The sequence below is a fragment of the Streptomyces sp. NPDC054849 genome, assembly GCF_053610945.1.
Genome location: NZ_JBSGZI010000007.1, coordinates 1 through 17423, shown reverse-complemented (window position 1 = coordinate 17423; position 17423 = coordinate 1). Strand labels below are relative to the sequence as shown.

Genomic DNA, 17423 nt, shown 5'->3' with positions numbered 1-17423 from the left:
ACGGGTGTCGGTGCGGCTGAATGCGCCCCGGCGTGTGGCCGGTGCCGCGCCGCTTCCCGCGGCCCCGCCCCGGACCCCCGCGCCTCGAACGCCGACGAGGCTGCTCAGGCGTGGGGTGGGGTTAACCCCCCGGTGGAGATGCCTACTCGCTGCATGGTTCGGCGGGGTATGGGGCGGCAGGGTGGAGGCGTAGCGGAGGACCGGAAGGGCGGGGCGGGATCATGGGCAACGGCAAGGGCAGCGGTGGCGGTGTCGGCGGGGTGTTGCGGGCTCCGGTCGAGGGACGGACGTGGCGGGAGTTCGGGTACCTGCTGACGGGGCTGCCGCTGAGCACGCTGTACTTCTCGCTCACCATCACCGGCGTGAGCCTCGGCGCCGGGCTGCTCGTCACCTTCCTCGGTGTTCCGGTCCTCGCCGGCGTGCTCGCCATGTGCCGCGGGTTCGGGCACCTGGAGCGGGCCCGGGTGCGGACACTGCTCGGGGCGGGCATCGCCGACCCCGCTCCGATCCGCGCCGAGAAGGCCGGAGCCCTCGCCGCCATGGGTGCGCTGCTCAAGAGCGGGAGCGCCTGGCGGCACGTGCTGTACTCCGTGATCCACTTCCCGTGGGCGCTGTTCGGTTTCTGCCTGGCCCTGACGTTCTGGGCCACGGGCTGGTCCCTCCTGCTGTACCCGCTCTGGTTCTGGGTCTTCCCGGCCTACACCGACCAGCCCGGCCTGCAGCTCGTCCAGAACGGCGAGTACACCCTGTACCTCGACTCGCCCCTGGCGATCGCCCTCACCTTCCTCGCCGGACTGCTCCTCACCCTCGCCACCCCGTGGGTGATCCGGGCCCTGACCACCGTCGACAGGGTCGTGGTCGGCGGACTGCTCGGCTCGTCCCGCCTGGCCACCCGTGTCACCGAGCTGGAGTCCGACCGGGGCGTGGTCGTCGACACCGCGGCCGCCGACCTGCGGCGCATCGAGCGTGATCTGCACGACGGGGCGCAGGCCCGGCTGGTGGCGCTCGCCATGGATCTGGGGCTGGCGAAGGAGAAGCTGACGGAGGACCCTCAGGCCGCCGCCCGCATGGTGGACGAGGCGCACGGAGAGGTGAAGATCGCCCTCCAGGAGCTGCGTGACCTGGCCCGCGGGATCCACCCGGCCGTGCTGACCGACCGCGGGCTGGACGCGGCGCTGTCCTCGGTGGCCTCGCGGTGCGCGGTGCCGGTGCGGGTGGCCGTGGATCTCCCGGCCCGGCCCGCGGCGGCGATCGAGGGGATCGCGTACTTCACGGTCTCGGAGCTGCTGCAGAACATCAGCAAGCACGCCCTGGCCCGGTCGGCCTCGGTGGACGTGTGGAAGTCCGGGGACCGGCTGCTGATCCAGGTCGCCGACGACGGCCGGGGCGGGGCGAGCACCCGGGCCGGGACGGGGCTGGCGGGGCTGAACGAGCGGCTGGACGCCGTGGACGGGGTGCTGGTCGTCGACTCCCCCACGGGTGGCGGGACGACGGTCACCGCCGAGCTGCCCTGGCGCGCGTAAGGCTCGAGGGCATGAGCGCGCGGTCGTGAGCGCGCGGTCGTGGGCGCGTACCTGCGGGCGAACGTGCGGGCGTAAGCGAAGACAGGGCGGAGGGGCGGGGCGGAGGGGCGGGGTGGGGGGGCGGGGCGGAGGGGCGGGGCGGAGGGGCGGGCCCCGGCTGCCCGCCCCTTCGTCATCTCCGGCACGCGCGGCTCCCGGTCTGCGCCGCACCTGTCCGCGCCATCCGTACTCGCCACCCGTTCGCACCATCCGTTTGCGACATCCGTTCGCACCGTCCGTTTGCGGCATCCGGCGTTTCACATGCGAAAACTCCCTCCGCAGGCCCACGTGTTGTCCCGGCTCTGCCTTCAGCGGGGCTTGAGGCTGGGATGCTTGGCTGAGTCGTGTTGATGCGGGCAACGAGTGGACGCGGGAGCTGCTGAATCGTGGACGACAGGGTGCGGGTGGTCATCGCCGAGGATTCAGTGCTGCTGCGCGAGGGCCTGACCCGGTTGCTGACCGACCGGGGGCATGACGTCGTGGCCGGCGTCGGGGACGCGGAAGCCCTGCTCAAGACGGTGGCGGAGCTGGCCGCCGAGGATGCGCTGCCGGATGTGGTGGTGGCGGACGTGCGGATGCCGCCGACGCACACCGACGAGGGCGTGCGGGCGGCCGTGCGGCTGCGGCGCGACTACCCCGGCATAGGTGTGCTCGTGCTGTCGCAGTACGTGGAGGAGCAGTACGCCACCGAGCTCCTGGCCGGTTCGAGCACCGGGGTGGGGTACCTGCTCAAGGACCGGGTGGCCGAGGTGCGGGAATTCCTGGACGCGGTGGTCCGGGTGGCCCGGGGCGGCACGGCACTGGACCCCGAGGTCGTCGCGCAGCTGCTCGGCCGCAGCCGGAAGCAGGACGTCCTGGTGGGTCTGACCCCGCGCGAGCGCGAGGTGCTCGGGCTGATGGCCGAGGGCCGTACCAATTCCGCCGTGGCGAAGCAGCTGGTCGTGAGCGACGGAGCGGTGGAAAAGCACGTCAGCAACATCTTCATGAAGCTGGGCCTGTCGCCGAGTGACGGGGATCACCGGCGTGTACTGGCCGTTCTCACCTATCTGAAATCTTGATCGACTGACACTCTGTCAGATATGCCATACCGGTCGGGTCGTCTCAAGGGGCGGTCCTACGGTCCAGACTGTGGTCGCTCCTGGGGACCTGATCCCTACCGACGTAGGGTGGGTTATGGGGGTGTCACGCCTCGAAGGAGGTCCAGTTCAGTGACCAGCCAGGTCAGCAGTCCAGCCGAGCAGGCCGACGGGGCCGGGGGTGCGGTTGTCGGTGGACAGCGCACCTCGCAGAGCCCGGGCGGCAAGGAAGTCCGTCGCCTCGATCGTGTGATCATCCGATTCGCGGGCGACTCCGGTGACGGTATGCAGCTCACCGGTGACCGCTTCACCTCCGAGACGGCGTCGTTCGGGAACGACCTGTCGACGCTGCCCAACTTCCCCGCCGAGATCCGCGCTCCCGCCGGAACCCTGCCGGGCGTGTCGTCGTTCCAGCTCCACTTCGCGGACCACGACATCCTCACGCCCGGGGACGCCCCGAACGTGCTGGTCGCGATGAACCCGGCCGCGCTGAAGGCGAACATCGGCGACGTGCCGCGCGGCGCGGACATCATCGTCAACACCGACGAGTTCACCAAGCGCCCCATGGCCAAGGTCGGCTACGAGACCTCGCCGCTGGAGGACGGCTCCCTGGCGGCGTACAACCTGCACCCGGTGCCGCTGACGACCCTGACGGTCGAGGCGCTGAAGGACTTCGGCCTCTCCCGCAAGGAGGCCGAGCGCAGCAAGAACATGTTCGCGCTGGGCCTGCTGTCGTGGATGTACCACCGGCCGACCGAGGGCACCGAGTCCTTCCTGCGGCAGAAGTTCGCCAAGAAGCCCGAGATCGCCGAGGCGAACATCGTCGCCTTCCGGGCCGGTTGGAACTTCGGCGAGACGACGGAGGACTTCGCGGTCTCCTACGAGGTCGCCCCGGCCACCCGCGCCTTCCCCACCGGCACCTACCGCAACATCTCCGGCAACCTGGCCCTCTCCTACGGCCTCATCGCCGCGGGCCAGCAGGCCGACCTGCCCCTCTACCTGGGCTCCTACCCGATCACCCCCGCATCGGACATCCTGCACGAGCTCTCGAAGCACAAGAACTTCGGCGTGCGGACCTTCCAGGCCGAGGACGAGATCGCCGGCATCGGCGCGGCGCTCGGCGCGGCCTTCGGCGGGGCGCTCGCGGTGACCACCACCTCCGGGCCCGGTGTGGCGCTGAAGTCGGAGACGATCGGTCTCGCGGTGTCGCTGGAGCTTCCGCTGCTGATCGTGGACATCCAGCGCGGCGGCCCCTCCACCGGCCTGCCGACGAAGACGGAGCAGGCAGATCTCCTCCAGGCCATGTTCGGCCGCAACGGCGAGGCCCCCGTTCCGATCGTGGCCCCGAAGACGCCCGCGGACTGCTTCGACGCCGCCCTCGACGCGGCCCGCATCGCGCTCACCTACCGGACGCCGGTGTTCCTGCTCTCCGACGGCTACCTCGCCAACGGATCCGAACCCTGGCGCATCCCGGAGATCACGGACCTGCCCGACCTGAAGGTCAAGTTCGCCACCGGCGCGAACCACACCCTCGCCGACGGCACCGACGTGTTCTGGCCCTACAAGCGGGACCCGGAAACCCTCGCCCGGCCCTGGGCCGTCCCCGGCACCCCCGGCCTCGAACACCGCATCGGCGGCATCGAGAAGCAGGACGGCACCGGCAACATCTCGTACGACCCGGCCAACCACGACCTCATGGTCCGCACCCGCCAGGCCAAGATCGACGGCATCCGGGTCCCGGACCTCGACGTCGACGACCCGGACGGTGCCACCACCCTGGTCCTGGGCTGGGGGTCCACCTACGGCCCCATCACCGCCGCCGTCCGAAGGCTGCGGATCGCCGGACTCCCCATCGCCCAGGCCCACCTGCGCCACCTCAGCCCCTTCCCCCGGAATCTCGGCGAGGTTCTGGAGCGTTACGAGAAGGTGGTGGTGCCGGAGATGAACCTCGGGCAGCTCGCCCTGCTGATCCGGGCGAAATACCTGGTCGACGCCCGGTCGTACAACCAGGTCAACGGAATGCCGTTCAAGGCGGAGCAGCTCGCCACGGTCCTCAAGGAGGCCATCGATGACTGAGGTGACCCAAGAGGTGTCCGAAGGGGCACGCACCCTGCTCTCGCTGGTGCCCAAGGCCGAGGGCAAGCAGTCGATGAAGGACTTCAAGTCGGACCAGGAGGTCCGCTGGTGCCCCGGCTGTGGTGACTACGCCGTGCTCGCCGCCGTACAGGGCTTCATGCCCGAGCTGGGCCTGGCGAAGGAGAACATCGTCTTCGTCTCCGGGATCGGCTGCTCCTCCCGCTTCCCGTACTACATGAACACATACGGGATGCACTCCATCCACGGCCGCGCCCCCGCCATCGCCACGGGCCTCGCCACCTCCCGCCGCGACCTGTCCGTGTGGGTCGTCACGGGGGACGGCGACGCGCTGTCCATCGGCGGCAACCACCTGATCCACGCGCTGCGCCGCAACGTCAACCTCAAGATCCTCCTCTTCAACAACCGGATCTACGGGCTGACCAAGGGCCAGTACTCCCCCACGTCCGAGGTCGGCAAGATCACCAAGTCGACGCCGATGGGCTCGCTGGACGCGCCCTTCAACCCGGTGTCTCTGGCGATCGGCGCCGAGGCCTCGTTCGTCGCCCGCACGATCGACTCCGACCGCAAGCACCTCACCGAGGTCCTGCGCCAGGCGGCCGACCACCAGGGCACGGCGCTGGTCGAGATCTACCAGAACTGCAACATCTTCAACGACGGCGCCTTCGAGGTCCTCAAGGACCACGAGCAGGCGCGGGAGGCCGTGATCCGGCTGGAGCACGGCCGGCCGATCCGCTTCGGCGCGGACGACGCGAAGGGCGTCGTACGCAATCCGGCCACCGGAGACCTGGACGTCGTCGAGGTCACCGCGGCCAACGAGGCGCAGATCCTCGTCCACGACGCGAGCACGGCCAGCCCCACCACCGCGTTCGCGCTCTCCCGGCTCGCCGATCCCGACACCCTGCACCGCACGCCCATCGGGGTCTTCCGCAGTGTCGAGCGGCCCGTCTACGACACCCTGATGGCCGACCAGCTCGACGCGGCCATCGACCGCAGCGGCAAGGGCGACCTCGGTGCACTTCTGGCCGGAAACGACACCTGGACCGTCGTCGGCTGAGCCGCGCCACACCGCCGGCATGACGAAGCCCGGACCCCCCGACGGGTCCGGGCTTCGGCGTGCCGGCCGGCACCTCGACAGCGACCACTTTCTAAAAGTTAGCGCTTACCGTAGGGTGGCACTATCGCAATGCGCCGCCGAACGAGAAGAGCAGCCATGAGCATCGTCGTGACCGCAGCCACCGGAGCCCTCGGGCGTCTCGTCGTCGAGGAGCTGCTGGAGCGGGTCCCCGCCGACCGCGTCGCCGTCGTCGTCCGCAACGGGGAGAAGGCCGCCGACCTGGCCGAACGCGGCGTCGACGTCCGCGTCGCCGACTACGACGACCCCGCCGCCCTGGCCGCCGCCTTCCGGGCCGGTGACCGGGTCCTGCTGATCTCCGGCAACGAGATCGGGCGGCGCGTCGCCCAGCACACCGCCGTACTCGACGCGGCGCGGACGGCCGGCGTGGCGCAGCTGGCCTACACCGGCATCCTGGGCGGCCCCGAGGCGGACTTCGACCTGGCCGCCGAGCACACCGCGACCGAACGGGCCATCCTCGGCTCCGGGATCCCGTACACCTTCCTGCGCAACGGCTGGTACCACGAGAACTACACGCGGAACCTGCCCACCGTCCTCGGGCACGGCGCTGTCGTGGCCAGCTCGGGCGAGGGCCGGATCGCCTCGGCGGCGCGGGCCGACTACGCGGCCGCCGCGGCCGTGGTGCTCACCACGGACGGCCACCTGAACCGGGTCTACGAGCTCTCCGGCGACACCGCCTGGAGCCTCACGGAGTACACGGCCGAGGTGTCGGCGCAGGCCGGCAAGGAGATCGCGTACACCGAGGTCCCGGCGGACGAGCACCTCTCGATCCTGACCGGCGCCGGGGTGCCGGAGGGCTTCGCGGCCATCCTCGTCGACGTGGACGCGGCGATCGCCCGCGGCCGGCTGGCGGGCACCAGCGGGGACCTGTCCCGGCTGATCGGGCGGCCGACGACCCCGGTCGCCGAGGCGATCAGTGCGGCGCTGGCCTGAGCCGAGGTGGCTGCGGCCACGCAAGCCCCTGAAGATGTCATGAGTATCTCCCGATTACGGGCATGACATCCGGCTCGCACGGCGATACCGTCGTGAAGTTGGCTGGAAGTCGCACAGGAGGCCCCGTGAAGGCGGACAACGAGCAGCGCACGGGTTTGCTCTACGGATTCGGCGCTTACGGGATGTGGGGGCTGGTGCCCCTCTTCTGGCCACTCCTCAAGCCTTCCGGGGCCGTCGAGATCCTCGCCCACCGCATGGTGTGGTCCCTGGCCGTGGTCGGCCTGGCGCTGCTCGCCCTGCGCCGCTGGGGCTGGGTACGGGAGCTGGCACGCCAGCCGCGCAAGCTCGGCCTGACCACGCTCGCCGCCCTGGTGATCAGCGTGAACTGGGGCCTCTACATCTGGGCCGTCAACAACGGTCACGTCGTCGAGGCGAGCCTCGGCTACTTCATCAATCCCCTGGTCAGCATCGCCATCGGCGTGCTGGTGCTCGGCGAGCGGCTGCGCCGCGCGCAGTGGGTGGCGGTCGGCCTGAGCTTCGCCGCCGTGCTGGTGCTCGCCGTCGGCTACGGGCGGCCGCCGTGGATCTCGCTGATCCTGGCCTTCTCCTTCGCGACGTACGGGCTGATCAAGAAGAAGCTCAACATGGGCGGCCTGGAGTCGCTGACGGCCGAGACGGCCGTGCTGTTCCTGCCGGCCCTCGGGTACGTGCTGTGGCTGGGCGCGCACGGCCAGTCCACCTTCGCCTCGCACGGCGTCGGGCACTCGCTCCTGCTGGCCGCGACCGGCCTGGTCACCGCGATCCCGCTGGTGTTCTTCGGCGCCGCCGCGATCCGGGTCCCGCTCTCCACGCTGGGGCTGCTGCAGTACATGGCCCCGGTGTTCCAGTTCGGGCTCGGCGTCCTGTACTTCCACGAGGCCATGCCGCCCGAGCGCTGGGCCGGCTTCTCCCTGGTGTGGGCCGCGCTGGCCCTCCTCACCTGGGATGCACTGCGTACGGCGCGGCGGTCCCGGGTCAGGCTCGCAGTGGCGCCGGCCGTCGTGGCGCCGCCGGCCCGCGAGCCCGCGTAAACGGCGCAGCGGGCCGCCCCCGGTGGGCGCGCACCGGCAAACCCCTCACCCTCACGATCCCCGGTACGGACACCCCGTACCGGGGATCGTCCGTTATCCGAACCACCCTGACCGAATTGTGGTCTTGACGGACAGTCACATCCTCACTGAACATCAGGCTCGCACTGACGCACTAACGCTCACCTGCTCTATCCCGCTCGTTCCGTCATATCCCCGCGGAATCCCGGAGCCCCCACATGAGCCTGTCCGTCTCCCGGCGCCTTGCCGCCGTGACCGCATTCGCGGTCGCCGGCCTGTTCGCCGCCACCGCCCCCACCGCGCTCGCCGCCCCCACGGCGGTCGCCGCGGCGCCGACTCCGCCCGACATACCGCTGGCCAACGTCAAGGCCCACCTGTCGCAGTTCTCGACGATCGCCGCGAACAACGGCGGCAACCGCGCCCACGGCAGGACCGGCTACAAAGCCTCGATCGACTACGTGAAGGCCAAGCTCGACGCAGCCGGCTTCACGACCACCCTGCAGACCTTCACCTCCAGCGGCGCCACCGGCTACAACCTGATCGCCGACTGGCCGGGCGGCGACCCGAACTCGGTCCTGATGGCCGGCGCGCACCTGGACTCGGTGACGTCGGGCGCGGGCATCAACGACAACGGCTCCGGCAGCGCGGCCGTCCTCGAAACGGCTCTCGCCGTCTCCCGGGCCGGCCTGCAGCCCACCAAGCACCTGCGCTTCGGCTGGTGGGGCGCGGAGGAGCTGGGCCTGATCGGCTCGAAGTACTACGTCAACAACCTGCCGACGGCCGAGCGCGCCAAGTTCGCCGGGTACCTGAACTTCGACATGATCGGCTCGCCGAACCCGGGCTACTTCGTCTACGACGACGACCCGACGATCGAGCAGACCTTCAAGAACTACTACGCCGGGATCGGCGTCGCGACGGAGATCGAGACCGAGGGCGACGGGCGCTCGGACCACGCCTCCTTCAAGAACGTGGGCATCCCCGTCGGCGGCCTCTTCACCGGCGCCAGCCGGACGAAGACGGCGGCGCAGGTGCAGAAGTGGGGCGGCACCTCCGGTCAGGCCTTCGACCGCTGCTACCACTCCTCGTGCGACAACCTGTCGAACATCAGCGACACCGCCCTCGACCGCAACTCGGACGCCGTCGCCTACGCGATCTGGAACCTCGGCGCCTCCACCCCGGTCCCGCCCGGCCCGTCCTTCGAGAACACGGCGGACGTGACCATCCCGGACTCCCCCGCGGCCGCGGTGACCTCGCCGATCACGGCCTCCGGAGTCACGGGCAACGCTCCCGCGACCACCAAGGTCGACGTGAACATCGTCCACACCTACCGCGGTGACCTGGTGGTCGACCTGCTCGCGCCGGACGGCACGGTCTACAACCTGCACAACCGCAGCGGTGGCAGCGCGGACAACCTCGTGCAGTCCTACACCGTCAACGCCTCCAGCGAGGTCGCGAACGGGGTCTGGCAGCTCCGGGTCAAGGACGGGGCAGCGCAGGACGTCGGCTACATCAACAGCTGGAAGATCACCTTCTAGCCCTCCGGGCGCCGGGGCCCTCCCCCGAAAGCTCCGATCCAGCTCCAGCTGCAGATCCGGCGTGATCCGACTCGATCGGATCACGCCGGAGTGTCTTCGCCACCCTGACCGGCGCCTGCCCGGCCGCACCCCGGGGAGCCGGCGGGTGCTACGCGTCGTCGGTGCGGCCCTGCAGCGAGGCCGGCAGCGGTTCCCGGATCCGGGCGCGCAGCTCCTCGGCCACGGCCGCGACGTCCGCGCGGCCCAGCTTCGCCGCCTCGACCAGGTCGCCGAGCTCCTCCGGCGAGGGGAGCTGTCTGGCCCCGGCCACGCGCAGGTACGAGCGGGTCGCGGCGGCCGCGTAGAACTCGTTCATCGGGGATTCCAGCGCGGGGCACACCGCGAGGGTGTGCAGAAACGCGGCGGCCCGCCACGCGGTGTCCGGGGCGGGCTGTTCGGGTACCAGGACGAGGTCGTTCTGGTGCCGGGCGACCGCGGCGGCCACCCCGGAGGGATCCCACACGGCGGGGTCGGACGGGAGATGGTGGGCCAGAGCGGTCCAGGCCCACTCCATGGTGATCTTCAATTGCCGAACCGCTCCTGGAAGTAGCCCCAGTGGTCGGCGAACTCCTCTATGCCGGACAGGAAGTTCTTCCGGTCCTCGTCGAGTTCGCGTTCCGTGACCTCGGTGATCAGCGCGGTGACCGTCGTCCCCAGGGCCGCCGCACGCGCCTTCAGGCGCTCGTGGAAGTCCTCGTCCAGGCGGATGGTGACGTGTCTCGACATGCCCAACACCGTACAGCGGGCGCGCTGTACGGGCAGCAGGAATGCCGGAAGGGTGGGCAGGGACACAGTCCCCGCCCACCCTTCCGGCGCGCTCGCGGTGCGCGACTACTTGTTGGCGTCGGCCGCCTTCACCAGGGCGTCCTTGGTGACCGCACCGACGTAGACCTTGCCGTCGTCCGTGATCAGGGCGTTGACCAGGCGGGTCGACAGGACCCGGCCCTCACCGAACTTCCCGGTGACCTTGTCCCCGAGGGAGTCGAGGAACTGCTTGGCCTCCTTCGGGGCGTTCTTGTCGTTCTCCAGATCCTTCAGGCCCTTGCCCGCGCCCGAGTCGATCCGCGCGACGGTCGCCCAGCCCTCGCCGAGCACCTTCACGTCGCCCTTGCCGTTCGGCCCGCCCATCAGGCCGTCCAGGCCGGGGAAGGACTCCAGCGCCTTGAACGCGTCGTCCTTGTCGCCCTTGCCCGCGCCGTCCGTGCCCTCGGTCAGCTTGGCGCCCTTGGGCGGGGTGAAGGCGAAGGTGTCGGCGGACGGCTTGGTGAAGTCCACCTTGGTGAAGCCCGCGTCCACGATCGGCTTGCCGCCCTGGGAGGAGAGCAGCTGCACGCGCAGCGGCACGCCGGTCTTGGCGTCCACCGCGATCTGGACCGAGCCGACCGTGGAGCCGCTCTGCTTGGGCTTGAGCACCAGCTGGTAGGCGTCGCGACCGGCGACCTGCGCGGTTTCGCCCACGCTGACGTCCGTGGTGGTGCCGGCGGCCTTCAGGACCTCCTCGGCCATCTGCTGGGGAGAGGCGGCCAGCCGGTCGCCCGTCTTGTGCTCCTTGCCCGCGTCCTTGCCCGCGTCCTTGCCGCTGCCCTCGCCCGGCTCGGGGTTCTTCTCGTGGAAGACCTCGTTCGACTTGGAGTCGTAGCCCCAGACGTCGTCGCCGTTGTGGATGAGGCTGTACTCGTCCTTGCCGTCGAGGAACGTGAGCCGCTGGCGGTCCGGGCCGTCGGCCGCGACACGCACGGTGTGCGTCCCGTTCGCCAGCTGCGCGACCTTGTCCTCCGGGTTGGCGGAGCCGCCCGCGACGCCACCCCCGCCGAGCAGTCCGGTCGCGATCTTCGGCAGGCCCAGGTCGGTGCTGATCCGGGCCGTGCCCGACAGCTGCTGCACGTCCGAGGCCGCGATCTTCTCGATGAGCTGCTGCGCCGTCACCTTGGGCAGGTCGGGCCCGCCGGCGTTGGCGAATGCGGGGACCATCGCCACGGTCGCCGCGGCCACACCCGCCACCGCAACCGGTACGGCGTACCGGGCGACCTTGCGAGAAGTCTTCGTTTTCGCTGCCATGTCAGTGCCCTGCCCTCTGTGTCGACGGCGGCGAAACCCAGTGTCGCCGCGCTCACCCGATCTGGTGGGGTTGATGACTCCATCTGACCAAATCGGCGGCGTGCGGGCGTCAGTCCCCGGACGCAATTGGACGTACGACCGTGGGATGACACGGAAGGGGCCCTCCTCCCCCGACCCGTAGGGGTCGTGGGGCCGAAGGGCCCGTTGCGCCAACTGCGGTTCCTAGCCGGCGCGGTGCACGACCGCGTCGCAGAGCTCTTCGAGCGCCGACTTCGCGAAGCACTCCGGCAGCGGAGCGAGCGTGGCCCGCGCGTCCTGCGCGTACCGGATGGTGTCGCGGCGGGCCTGCTCCAGGGCGGGGTGCGCGCGCAGCCGGGTGAGCACCTCGGCGTGCCGGGCGTCGTCCGTGAGGTCGCCGTCCAGGAGGCGCACGAGTTCCAGGTCGTCCGGAGCGCCGCCCTGGGCCGCCATCTCGCGCAGCCGCAGCACGGGCAGCGTCGGGATGCCCTCGCGCAGGTCGGTGCCCGGGGTCTTGCCGGACTCGTGGGCGTCGGAGGCGATGTCGAGGACGTCGTCGGCGAGCTGGAAGGCGGTGCCGAGCCGCTCTCCGTACTGGGTCAGGATGTCGACGACGGACTCGTCGGCGCCGGACATGAGCGCGCCGAAGCGGCCGGAGACCGCGATCAGCGAGCCGGTCTTGCCGGCGATGACGTCGAGGTAGTGGGCGACGGGGTCGCGGCCGTCGCGCGGACCCGCCGTCTCCAGGATCTGACCCGTCACCAGCCGCTCGAAGGCCTCGGCCTGGATGCGGACGGCCTCGGGTCCGAGGTCGGCCAGGATGTGGGAGGCGCGGGCGAACAGGAAGTCACCCGTGAGGACGGCCACCGAGTTGCCCCAGCGGGTGTTGGCGCTGTCCACGCCGCGGCGGACGTCCGCCTCGTCCATGACGTCGTCGTGGTAGAGCGTCGCCAGGTGCGTGAGTTCGACCACGACGGCGGACGGCACGATGCCGGGCGCGTACGGATCCCCGAAGCGGGATGCGAGCATCACCAGCAGCGGCCGGAACCGCTTGCCTCCGGCCCGGACCAGGTGCTGCGCGGCCTCGGTGATGAAGGGGACTTCGCTCTTGGTGGCTTCCAGCAGACCCGCCTCGACGGCGGCCAGTCCGGCCTGGACATCGGTCTCAAGAGCCTGGTCCCGCACGCTCAGTCCGAACGGCCCGACGACGGTCACGAGGGGTACTCCTGTCTGCTGACGATCACGCTGACGATCACATGGATTGTCGATGTGTCGCTGCCATCACTCAAGCCAGCGTATCGGGTCTGTTTTCGATCACCGAGAGCGCCTTCCCGGCCACCTCCCGCGCACCGCCCGATCTGCACCGGTATGTTCGTCGAGAGCCGAAACAACCGGAGCATACGTTTTGTCCAGAACTGCGACCGCCATGATCAGCGCGCGCGTCGCGGTGGCGGTGGGTCTGGCCTCGCGCGCGCCCGCGCCGTGGCCGCTCCCGCGACGCACCCCGTCCACTGAGTTCGCCGAGGTGGTTCGCACATGATCATCCGAACCGAGTTCCCGTACGAGACCACCCACGAGGATGTCCGGATCCCACTGCCCGACGGCGTCGAGCTGTACGCCCGGATCTGGCGCCCGGTGACGGACGAGCCCGTTCCGGCGCTGCTGGAGTACCTGCCGCACCGGCTCACCGACTGGACCTCGCCGCGCGACCGGCAACGCCACCCCTGGTACGCCGGGCACGGCTACGCCTCGGTACGGGTGGACGTGCGCGGGCACGGGTGCAGCGAAGGCCGTCCAGGCGACGCGTACGACGCCCGCGAGCTGGCCGACGGGGTCGCGGTGGTGGAGTGGCTGGCGGCGCAGCCGTGGTGCACGGGGGCCGTCGGTATGTTCGGGATCGCGTGGGGCGGATGCAACTCCCTCCAGATCGCCGCCCTGGCCCCCGAGCCGCTGAAGGCGATCGTCACCGTCTGCTCCACGGACGACCGCTTCGACAACGACGTGCACTACATGGGCGGCTCGGTGCTGGCCGTGGACATGCACGCCCGGGCGGCGGCCACGCTGGCCTTCGCCTCCCGGCCGCCGGACCCGCTGTTCGTCGCAGACGGCTGGCGCCGGCAGTGGCTGGACCGGCTGGAGGCCGTGGAACCGCTGATCCACACCTGGCTGTCGCACCAGACCCGCGATGCCTACTGGCGCCACGGCAGCGTCTGCGAGGACTACCCGGCGATCGGCGCGGCCGTGCTCGCGGTCGGCGGCTGGCACGACCCGTACCGGGACACGGTGCTGCGGCTCGTCGAGCACCTGCCGGCCACGCGCGTACGGGGTCTGATCGGGCCCTGGTCGCAGCAGTACCCGGACCGCGGGCTGCCGCCAGGGCCGGCGATCGGCTTCCTCCAGGAGACCCTGCGCTGGTGGGACCACTGGCTCAGGGGCGCCGACACCGGGGTGATGGACGAGCCGCTGCTGCGCGCCTGGATCAGCGACTCGCACCCGCCGGCGACGGCGTACGAGGAGCTCCCCGGCCGCTGGGTCGGCGAGAAGGCCTGGCCCTCGGCGTCCGTCATCCCCGTCGCGTACGTGCTCCAGGGCGCGCCGGTGGCCGTCGCCTCCCCGCAGCACACCGGACTGGACGCGGGCCGGTTCTTCCCCTTCGGCAACGACGCCGACCTGCCGCCGGACCAGCGGGAGGAGGACGCGAAGTCCGCCTGCTTCGAGTTCCCGGTGGGCCGCGAGGAGCCGGTGGAGATCCTGGGCCGGCCGTCGGTGACCCTGCGGCTGCGGCTCGACGTGCCGTACGGGCAGGTCGTGGCCCGGCTGTGCGACGTCGCCCCGGACGGCTCCTCGACGCTGGTCACGCGGGGCGCCCTGAACCTCTCCGCCCGCCACGGCCGCGACCGGGCCGTGCCGTGGCGGGTGGGCTCGTACGAAGACGTCACCTTCGAGCTGAACGGCATCGGCCACGCCTTCCCGCCGGGGCACCGGATCCGCCTCGCCGTGTCCTCCGCGTACTGGCCGTGGATCTGGCCGCGGGCCGGGTCCGAGGCCGGCTGGACCCTGGACCCGGTGGGCAGCGCGCTGACCCTTCCGGTGCGGGCGGCGTCCTCCTCGTCCTCCGCGTCGTCCGTAGACGCGGGGATCGTGTTCGAGCCCCCGGAGCAGGCCCCGCCGCTGGGCGTCGCCGTCCCGGCCACGCTGGACGAACCGCGGCCGGAACGGCTGGTCGTACGGGACGTCGCGCGCGGGACGTGGCGGCTGGAGGTGGACCCCCGGTACGGGGGCACCCGGGTGTACCCGGACGGTCTGGAGTACGGCGAGGACGCGGAGGAGGTGTACGAGATCCAGGACGGCGACGCACTGTCGGCGCGGACCCGTTCACAGTGGAGGATCCGCCTGCACCGGCCGGACCTGGGCTGGGACGTGCGGGTGGAGACCCGGTCGGAGATCCGTTGCGACGAGGGCGGCTTCCTGACGTCGAACGAGGTGGTGTGCCGGGAGGGGGACGAGGTGGTCTTCCACCGCACGTGGGAACGCCGGCTCCCGCGGGCGGCGGGCTGAGCCGGCCGAACCGCCCTGGCGGGCGGTCCCGGGGCGCCGACCCGGGCCCCCGGACACGCTCCCCGGGCTGTCCACGTACGAGTACGGCGGGCGGTCAGCCGAACAATCGCTCCAGCACCACCGCGATGCCGTCGTCCTCATTGGACAGCGTGACCTCGTCGGCCACGGACACCAGCTCGCGGTGGGAATTGGCCATGGCCACCCCGTGCGCGGCCCACGCGAACATCGGGATGTCGTTCGGCATGTCCCCGAAGGCGATCGTCCCGGCGGGGGACGCCCCCAGGACGTGTGCCGCCCGCGCCAGCCCGCCGGCCTTGTCGATGCCCAGCGGCTGCAGTTCCACCGTGTGCTCCCCCGCCATCGTGACGTTCACCAGGTCCCCGACCACCGCCCGCGCCACCCGCGTCAGCTCGTCGTCGTCCAGCTCGGGGTGCTGCAGCAGCACTTTGTTGATCGGCGCCGACCACAGGTCCGTGCGGCGCGGCACCCGTACCGTCGGCAGGTGCGGGTGCCACATCCGGTAGCCCGGCCCTATCAGCATCTCCGCGTCCAGACCCTCCTGGTTGACCGCCGCCCAGACCTCGCCGATCTCCGCCTCGATCTTGCCGAGGGCCACCTCGGCCAGTTCCCGGTCCATGGACACGGAGTGCAGCAGGCGTCCGCGCGCCGCGTCGTACACCTGCGCGCCCTGCGCGCACACCGCAAGCCCTGTGTAACCGAGAGCGTCCAGGACATGTCGGACCTGTGGAACCGGGCGTCCGGTGACGATGATGTGTCGGGCGCCGGCCGCGCGGGCCGTCGCGAGCGCCTCGCAGGAGCGGGCCGAGACGGTGTCTCCGGCGCGCAGCAGAGTCCCGTCCAGGTCAGTGGCGATCAAGGCATAGGGGAGGGCCGGAGGCGGGGCGGAAGTCACGGCGCCAAGGATACGGACCCCATTGGACAAGTCCTACAAATAGAGCCCGAATCCGGCCTCCCGCAGGCCCCATCAGCCACGTAACGTGTCAACCAGCCCCCGGGACACCCCCGGACCGCGTCGAAAGCGAGGCAGTACCCCATGCCCCAGCAGAGCCCCCTCGATGTCCCCGAGGGCGACCCGTTCGGGCCGCACAACCTCCCCTACGGCGTCTTCTCGACCGCCGGGGAGGACCGCCGCCGGATCGGCGTGCGGATCGGCGGGCACGTGCTCGACGCGGGGGCGGCCGCGCTCGCGCTCGGCTCCCCGTACGCCGGGCTGCTCGGGCGGTCCTCCCTCAACCCGCTGCTGGCCGCCGGGCGCACCGCCTGGCGCGATGTGCGCCGCGCACTGACCGCCTGGGTGACCGACCCCGGCCACCGCCCCACGGTCGAGCCGCACCTGCTGCCGCTCGACGAGGTCACGCTGCACCTTCCGTACGAGGTCGCCGACTACGTCGACTTCTACGCGAGCGAGCACCACGCCACCAACGTCGGCCGGATCTTCCGTCCCGACGGCGATGCGCTGACGCCCAACTGGAAGCACCTGCCCATCGGTTACCACGGCCGCTCCGGAACGATCGTGGTCTCCGGGACCGACGTCGTACGGCCCTCCGGGCAGCGCAAGGCGCCCACCGACCCGGCGCCCGTCTTCGGCCCGTCCGTCAAGCTCGACATCGAGGCCGAGGTCGGCTTCGTCGTCGGCGCCCCCTCCGAACTGGGCAGCCCGGTGCCGCTCGGCGCGTTCGAGGACCACGTCTTCGGGCTGTTCCTGCTCAACGACTGGTCGGCGCGGGACATCCAGGCCTGGGAGTACGTGCCGCTCGGCCCCTTCCTCGGCAAGTCCTTCGCCACCTCCGTCTCCGCGTGGGTCACCCCGCTGGAGGCCCTGGACGCCGCCCGTGTCGCCCCGCCCGCCCGGGACTTCCCGCTCCTGCCCTACCTGGACGACGCCGCCGTCGACCGGCCCGGCGGCTTCGACCTGCGCATCACCGTGTCCATCAACGGGCAGGAGGTGGCGCAGCCGCCGTTCTCGTCGATGTACTGGACCGCCGCCCAGCAGCTCGCGCACATGACCGTCAACGGCGCCTCCCTGCGCACCGGCGACGTCTACGGCTCGGGCACCGTCAGCGGTGCGGAGACCGGCCAGCGCGGCTCGCTCCTGGAGCTGACCTGGAACGGCCGCGACGCCATCGACCTCGCCGACGGCAAGCGCACGTTCCTGGAGGACGGTGACATCGTCACCCTCACCGCCTGGGCCCCGGGCCCGGACGGCACGCGTGTCGGCCTCGGCGAGGTCACCGGCCGCATTGTGGGATCCCGCTAGTCCACTTCGTGGTCGGCGGGGTGGCGTAATTGTCCGCCGCCCCGCCGAA

The 17423-nt window shown here is 71.2% G+C and carries 14 protein-coding genes; 9 read left to right on the top strand and 5 right to left on the bottom strand.

The features are described 5' to 3' along the window. Positions 1–221: 221 nt before the first annotated feature. From ACWGIF_RS05090 to ACWGIF_RS05060, 7 genes are all read left to right on the top strand, one after another. Positions 222–1523, top strand: coding sequence for a sensor histidine kinase (locus tag ACWGIF_RS05090; protein ID WP_453491261.1), 1302 nt, complete (start codon positions 222–224; stop codon positions 1521–1523). A gap of 437 nt (positions 1524–1960) precedes the next feature. Beyond that, positions 1961–2620 carry a response regulator transcription factor gene (locus ACWGIF_RS05085; RefSeq protein ID WP_453491458.1) on the top strand — a complete coding sequence of 220 codons (660 nt, stop codon included), beginning with the start codon at positions 1961–1963 and terminating at the stop codon, positions 2618–2620. A 150-nt stretch (positions 2621–2770) separates the two neighbouring features. Next, on the top strand, positions 2771–4714 hold the full coding sequence (locus ACWGIF_RS05080) for a 2-oxoacid:acceptor oxidoreductase subunit alpha (protein ID WP_453491259.1): 1944 nt from the start codon (positions 2771–2773) through the stop codon (positions 4712–4714). Next, positions 4707–5789, top strand: a complete 1083-nt coding sequence (locus tag ACWGIF_RS05075) for a 2-oxoacid:ferredoxin oxidoreductase subunit beta (RefSeq protein ID WP_453491256.1) — start codon at positions 4707–4709, stop codon at positions 5787–5789. The genes ACWGIF_RS05080 and ACWGIF_RS05075 overlap by 8 nt, the downstream gene beginning before the upstream one ends. A gap of 156 nt (positions 5790–5945) precedes the next feature. Beyond that, on the top strand, positions 5946–6800 hold the full coding sequence (locus ACWGIF_RS05070) for an SDR family oxidoreductase (RefSeq protein WP_453491253.1): 855 nt from the start codon (positions 5946–5948) through the stop codon (positions 6798–6800). A gap of 125 nt (positions 6801–6925) precedes the next feature. Continuing rightward, a complete protein-coding gene (gene rarD, locus ACWGIF_RS05065; protein WP_453491250.1) occupies positions 6926–7870 on the top strand; it encodes an EamA family transporter RarD in 945 nt (314 codons plus the stop codon). A 236-nt stretch (positions 7871–8106) separates the two neighbouring features. Then, positions 8107–9423: a M28 family metallopeptidase gene (locus tag ACWGIF_RS05060; protein WP_453491247.1), complete on the top strand. Its 1317-nt coding sequence runs from the start codon at positions 8107–8109 to the stop codon at positions 9421–9423. Between the two features lie 148 nt (positions 9424–9571). On the opposite strand, the gene ACWGIF_RS05055 is transcribed toward ACWGIF_RS05060, so the two are convergent. The 4 genes from ACWGIF_RS05055 to ACWGIF_RS05040 form a co-directional block, all read right to left on the bottom strand. Further along, positions 9572–9988 carry a hypothetical protein gene (locus tag ACWGIF_RS05055; RefSeq protein WP_453491244.1) on the bottom strand — a complete coding sequence of 139 codons (417 nt, stop codon included), beginning with the start codon at positions 9986–9988 and terminating at the stop codon, positions 9572–9574. After that, positions 9985–10188, bottom strand: a complete 204-nt coding sequence (locus tag ACWGIF_RS05050) for a hypothetical protein (protein WP_326588561.1) — start codon at positions 10186–10188, stop codon at positions 9985–9987. The genes ACWGIF_RS05055 and ACWGIF_RS05050 overlap by 4 nt, the downstream gene beginning before the upstream one ends. Before the next feature lie 105 nt (positions 10189–10293). Next, entirely contained in the window at positions 10294–11520 is a 1227-nt protein-coding gene (locus ACWGIF_RS05045) for a LolA family protein (protein WP_453491241.1), read from the bottom strand. 222 nt (positions 11521–11742) lie between these two features. Continuing rightward, on the bottom strand, positions 11743–12753 hold the full coding sequence (locus ACWGIF_RS05040; RefSeq protein ID WP_326588563.1) for a polyprenyl synthetase family protein: 1011 nt from the start codon (positions 12751–12753) through the stop codon (positions 11743–11745). A 321-nt stretch (positions 12754–13074) separates the two neighbouring features. Between ACWGIF_RS05040 and ACWGIF_RS05035 the strand changes: the two genes are divergently transcribed. Further along, positions 13075–15096: a CocE/NonD family hydrolase gene (locus tag ACWGIF_RS05035; protein WP_453491237.1), complete on the top strand. Its 2022-nt coding sequence runs from the start codon at positions 13075–13077 to the stop codon at positions 15094–15096. A 94-nt stretch (positions 15097–15190) separates the two neighbouring features. Here ACWGIF_RS05035 and ACWGIF_RS05030 read toward each other — a convergent pair whose 3' ends face one another. Further along, the gene (locus ACWGIF_RS05030) at positions 15191–16009 is read right to left on the bottom strand and encodes an HAD family hydrolase (protein ID WP_453491234.1); all 819 of its coding nucleotides are present in this window, start codon (positions 16007–16009) and stop codon (positions 15191–15193) included. 141 nt (positions 16010–16150) lie between these two features. Between ACWGIF_RS05030 and fahA the strand changes: the two genes are divergently transcribed. Next, the gene (gene fahA, locus ACWGIF_RS05025) at positions 16151–17374 is read left to right on the top strand and encodes a fumarylacetoacetase (protein ID WP_453491231.1); all 1224 of its coding nucleotides are present in this window, start codon (positions 16151–16153) and stop codon (positions 17372–17374) included. Positions 17375–17423 lie beyond the last annotated feature (49 nt).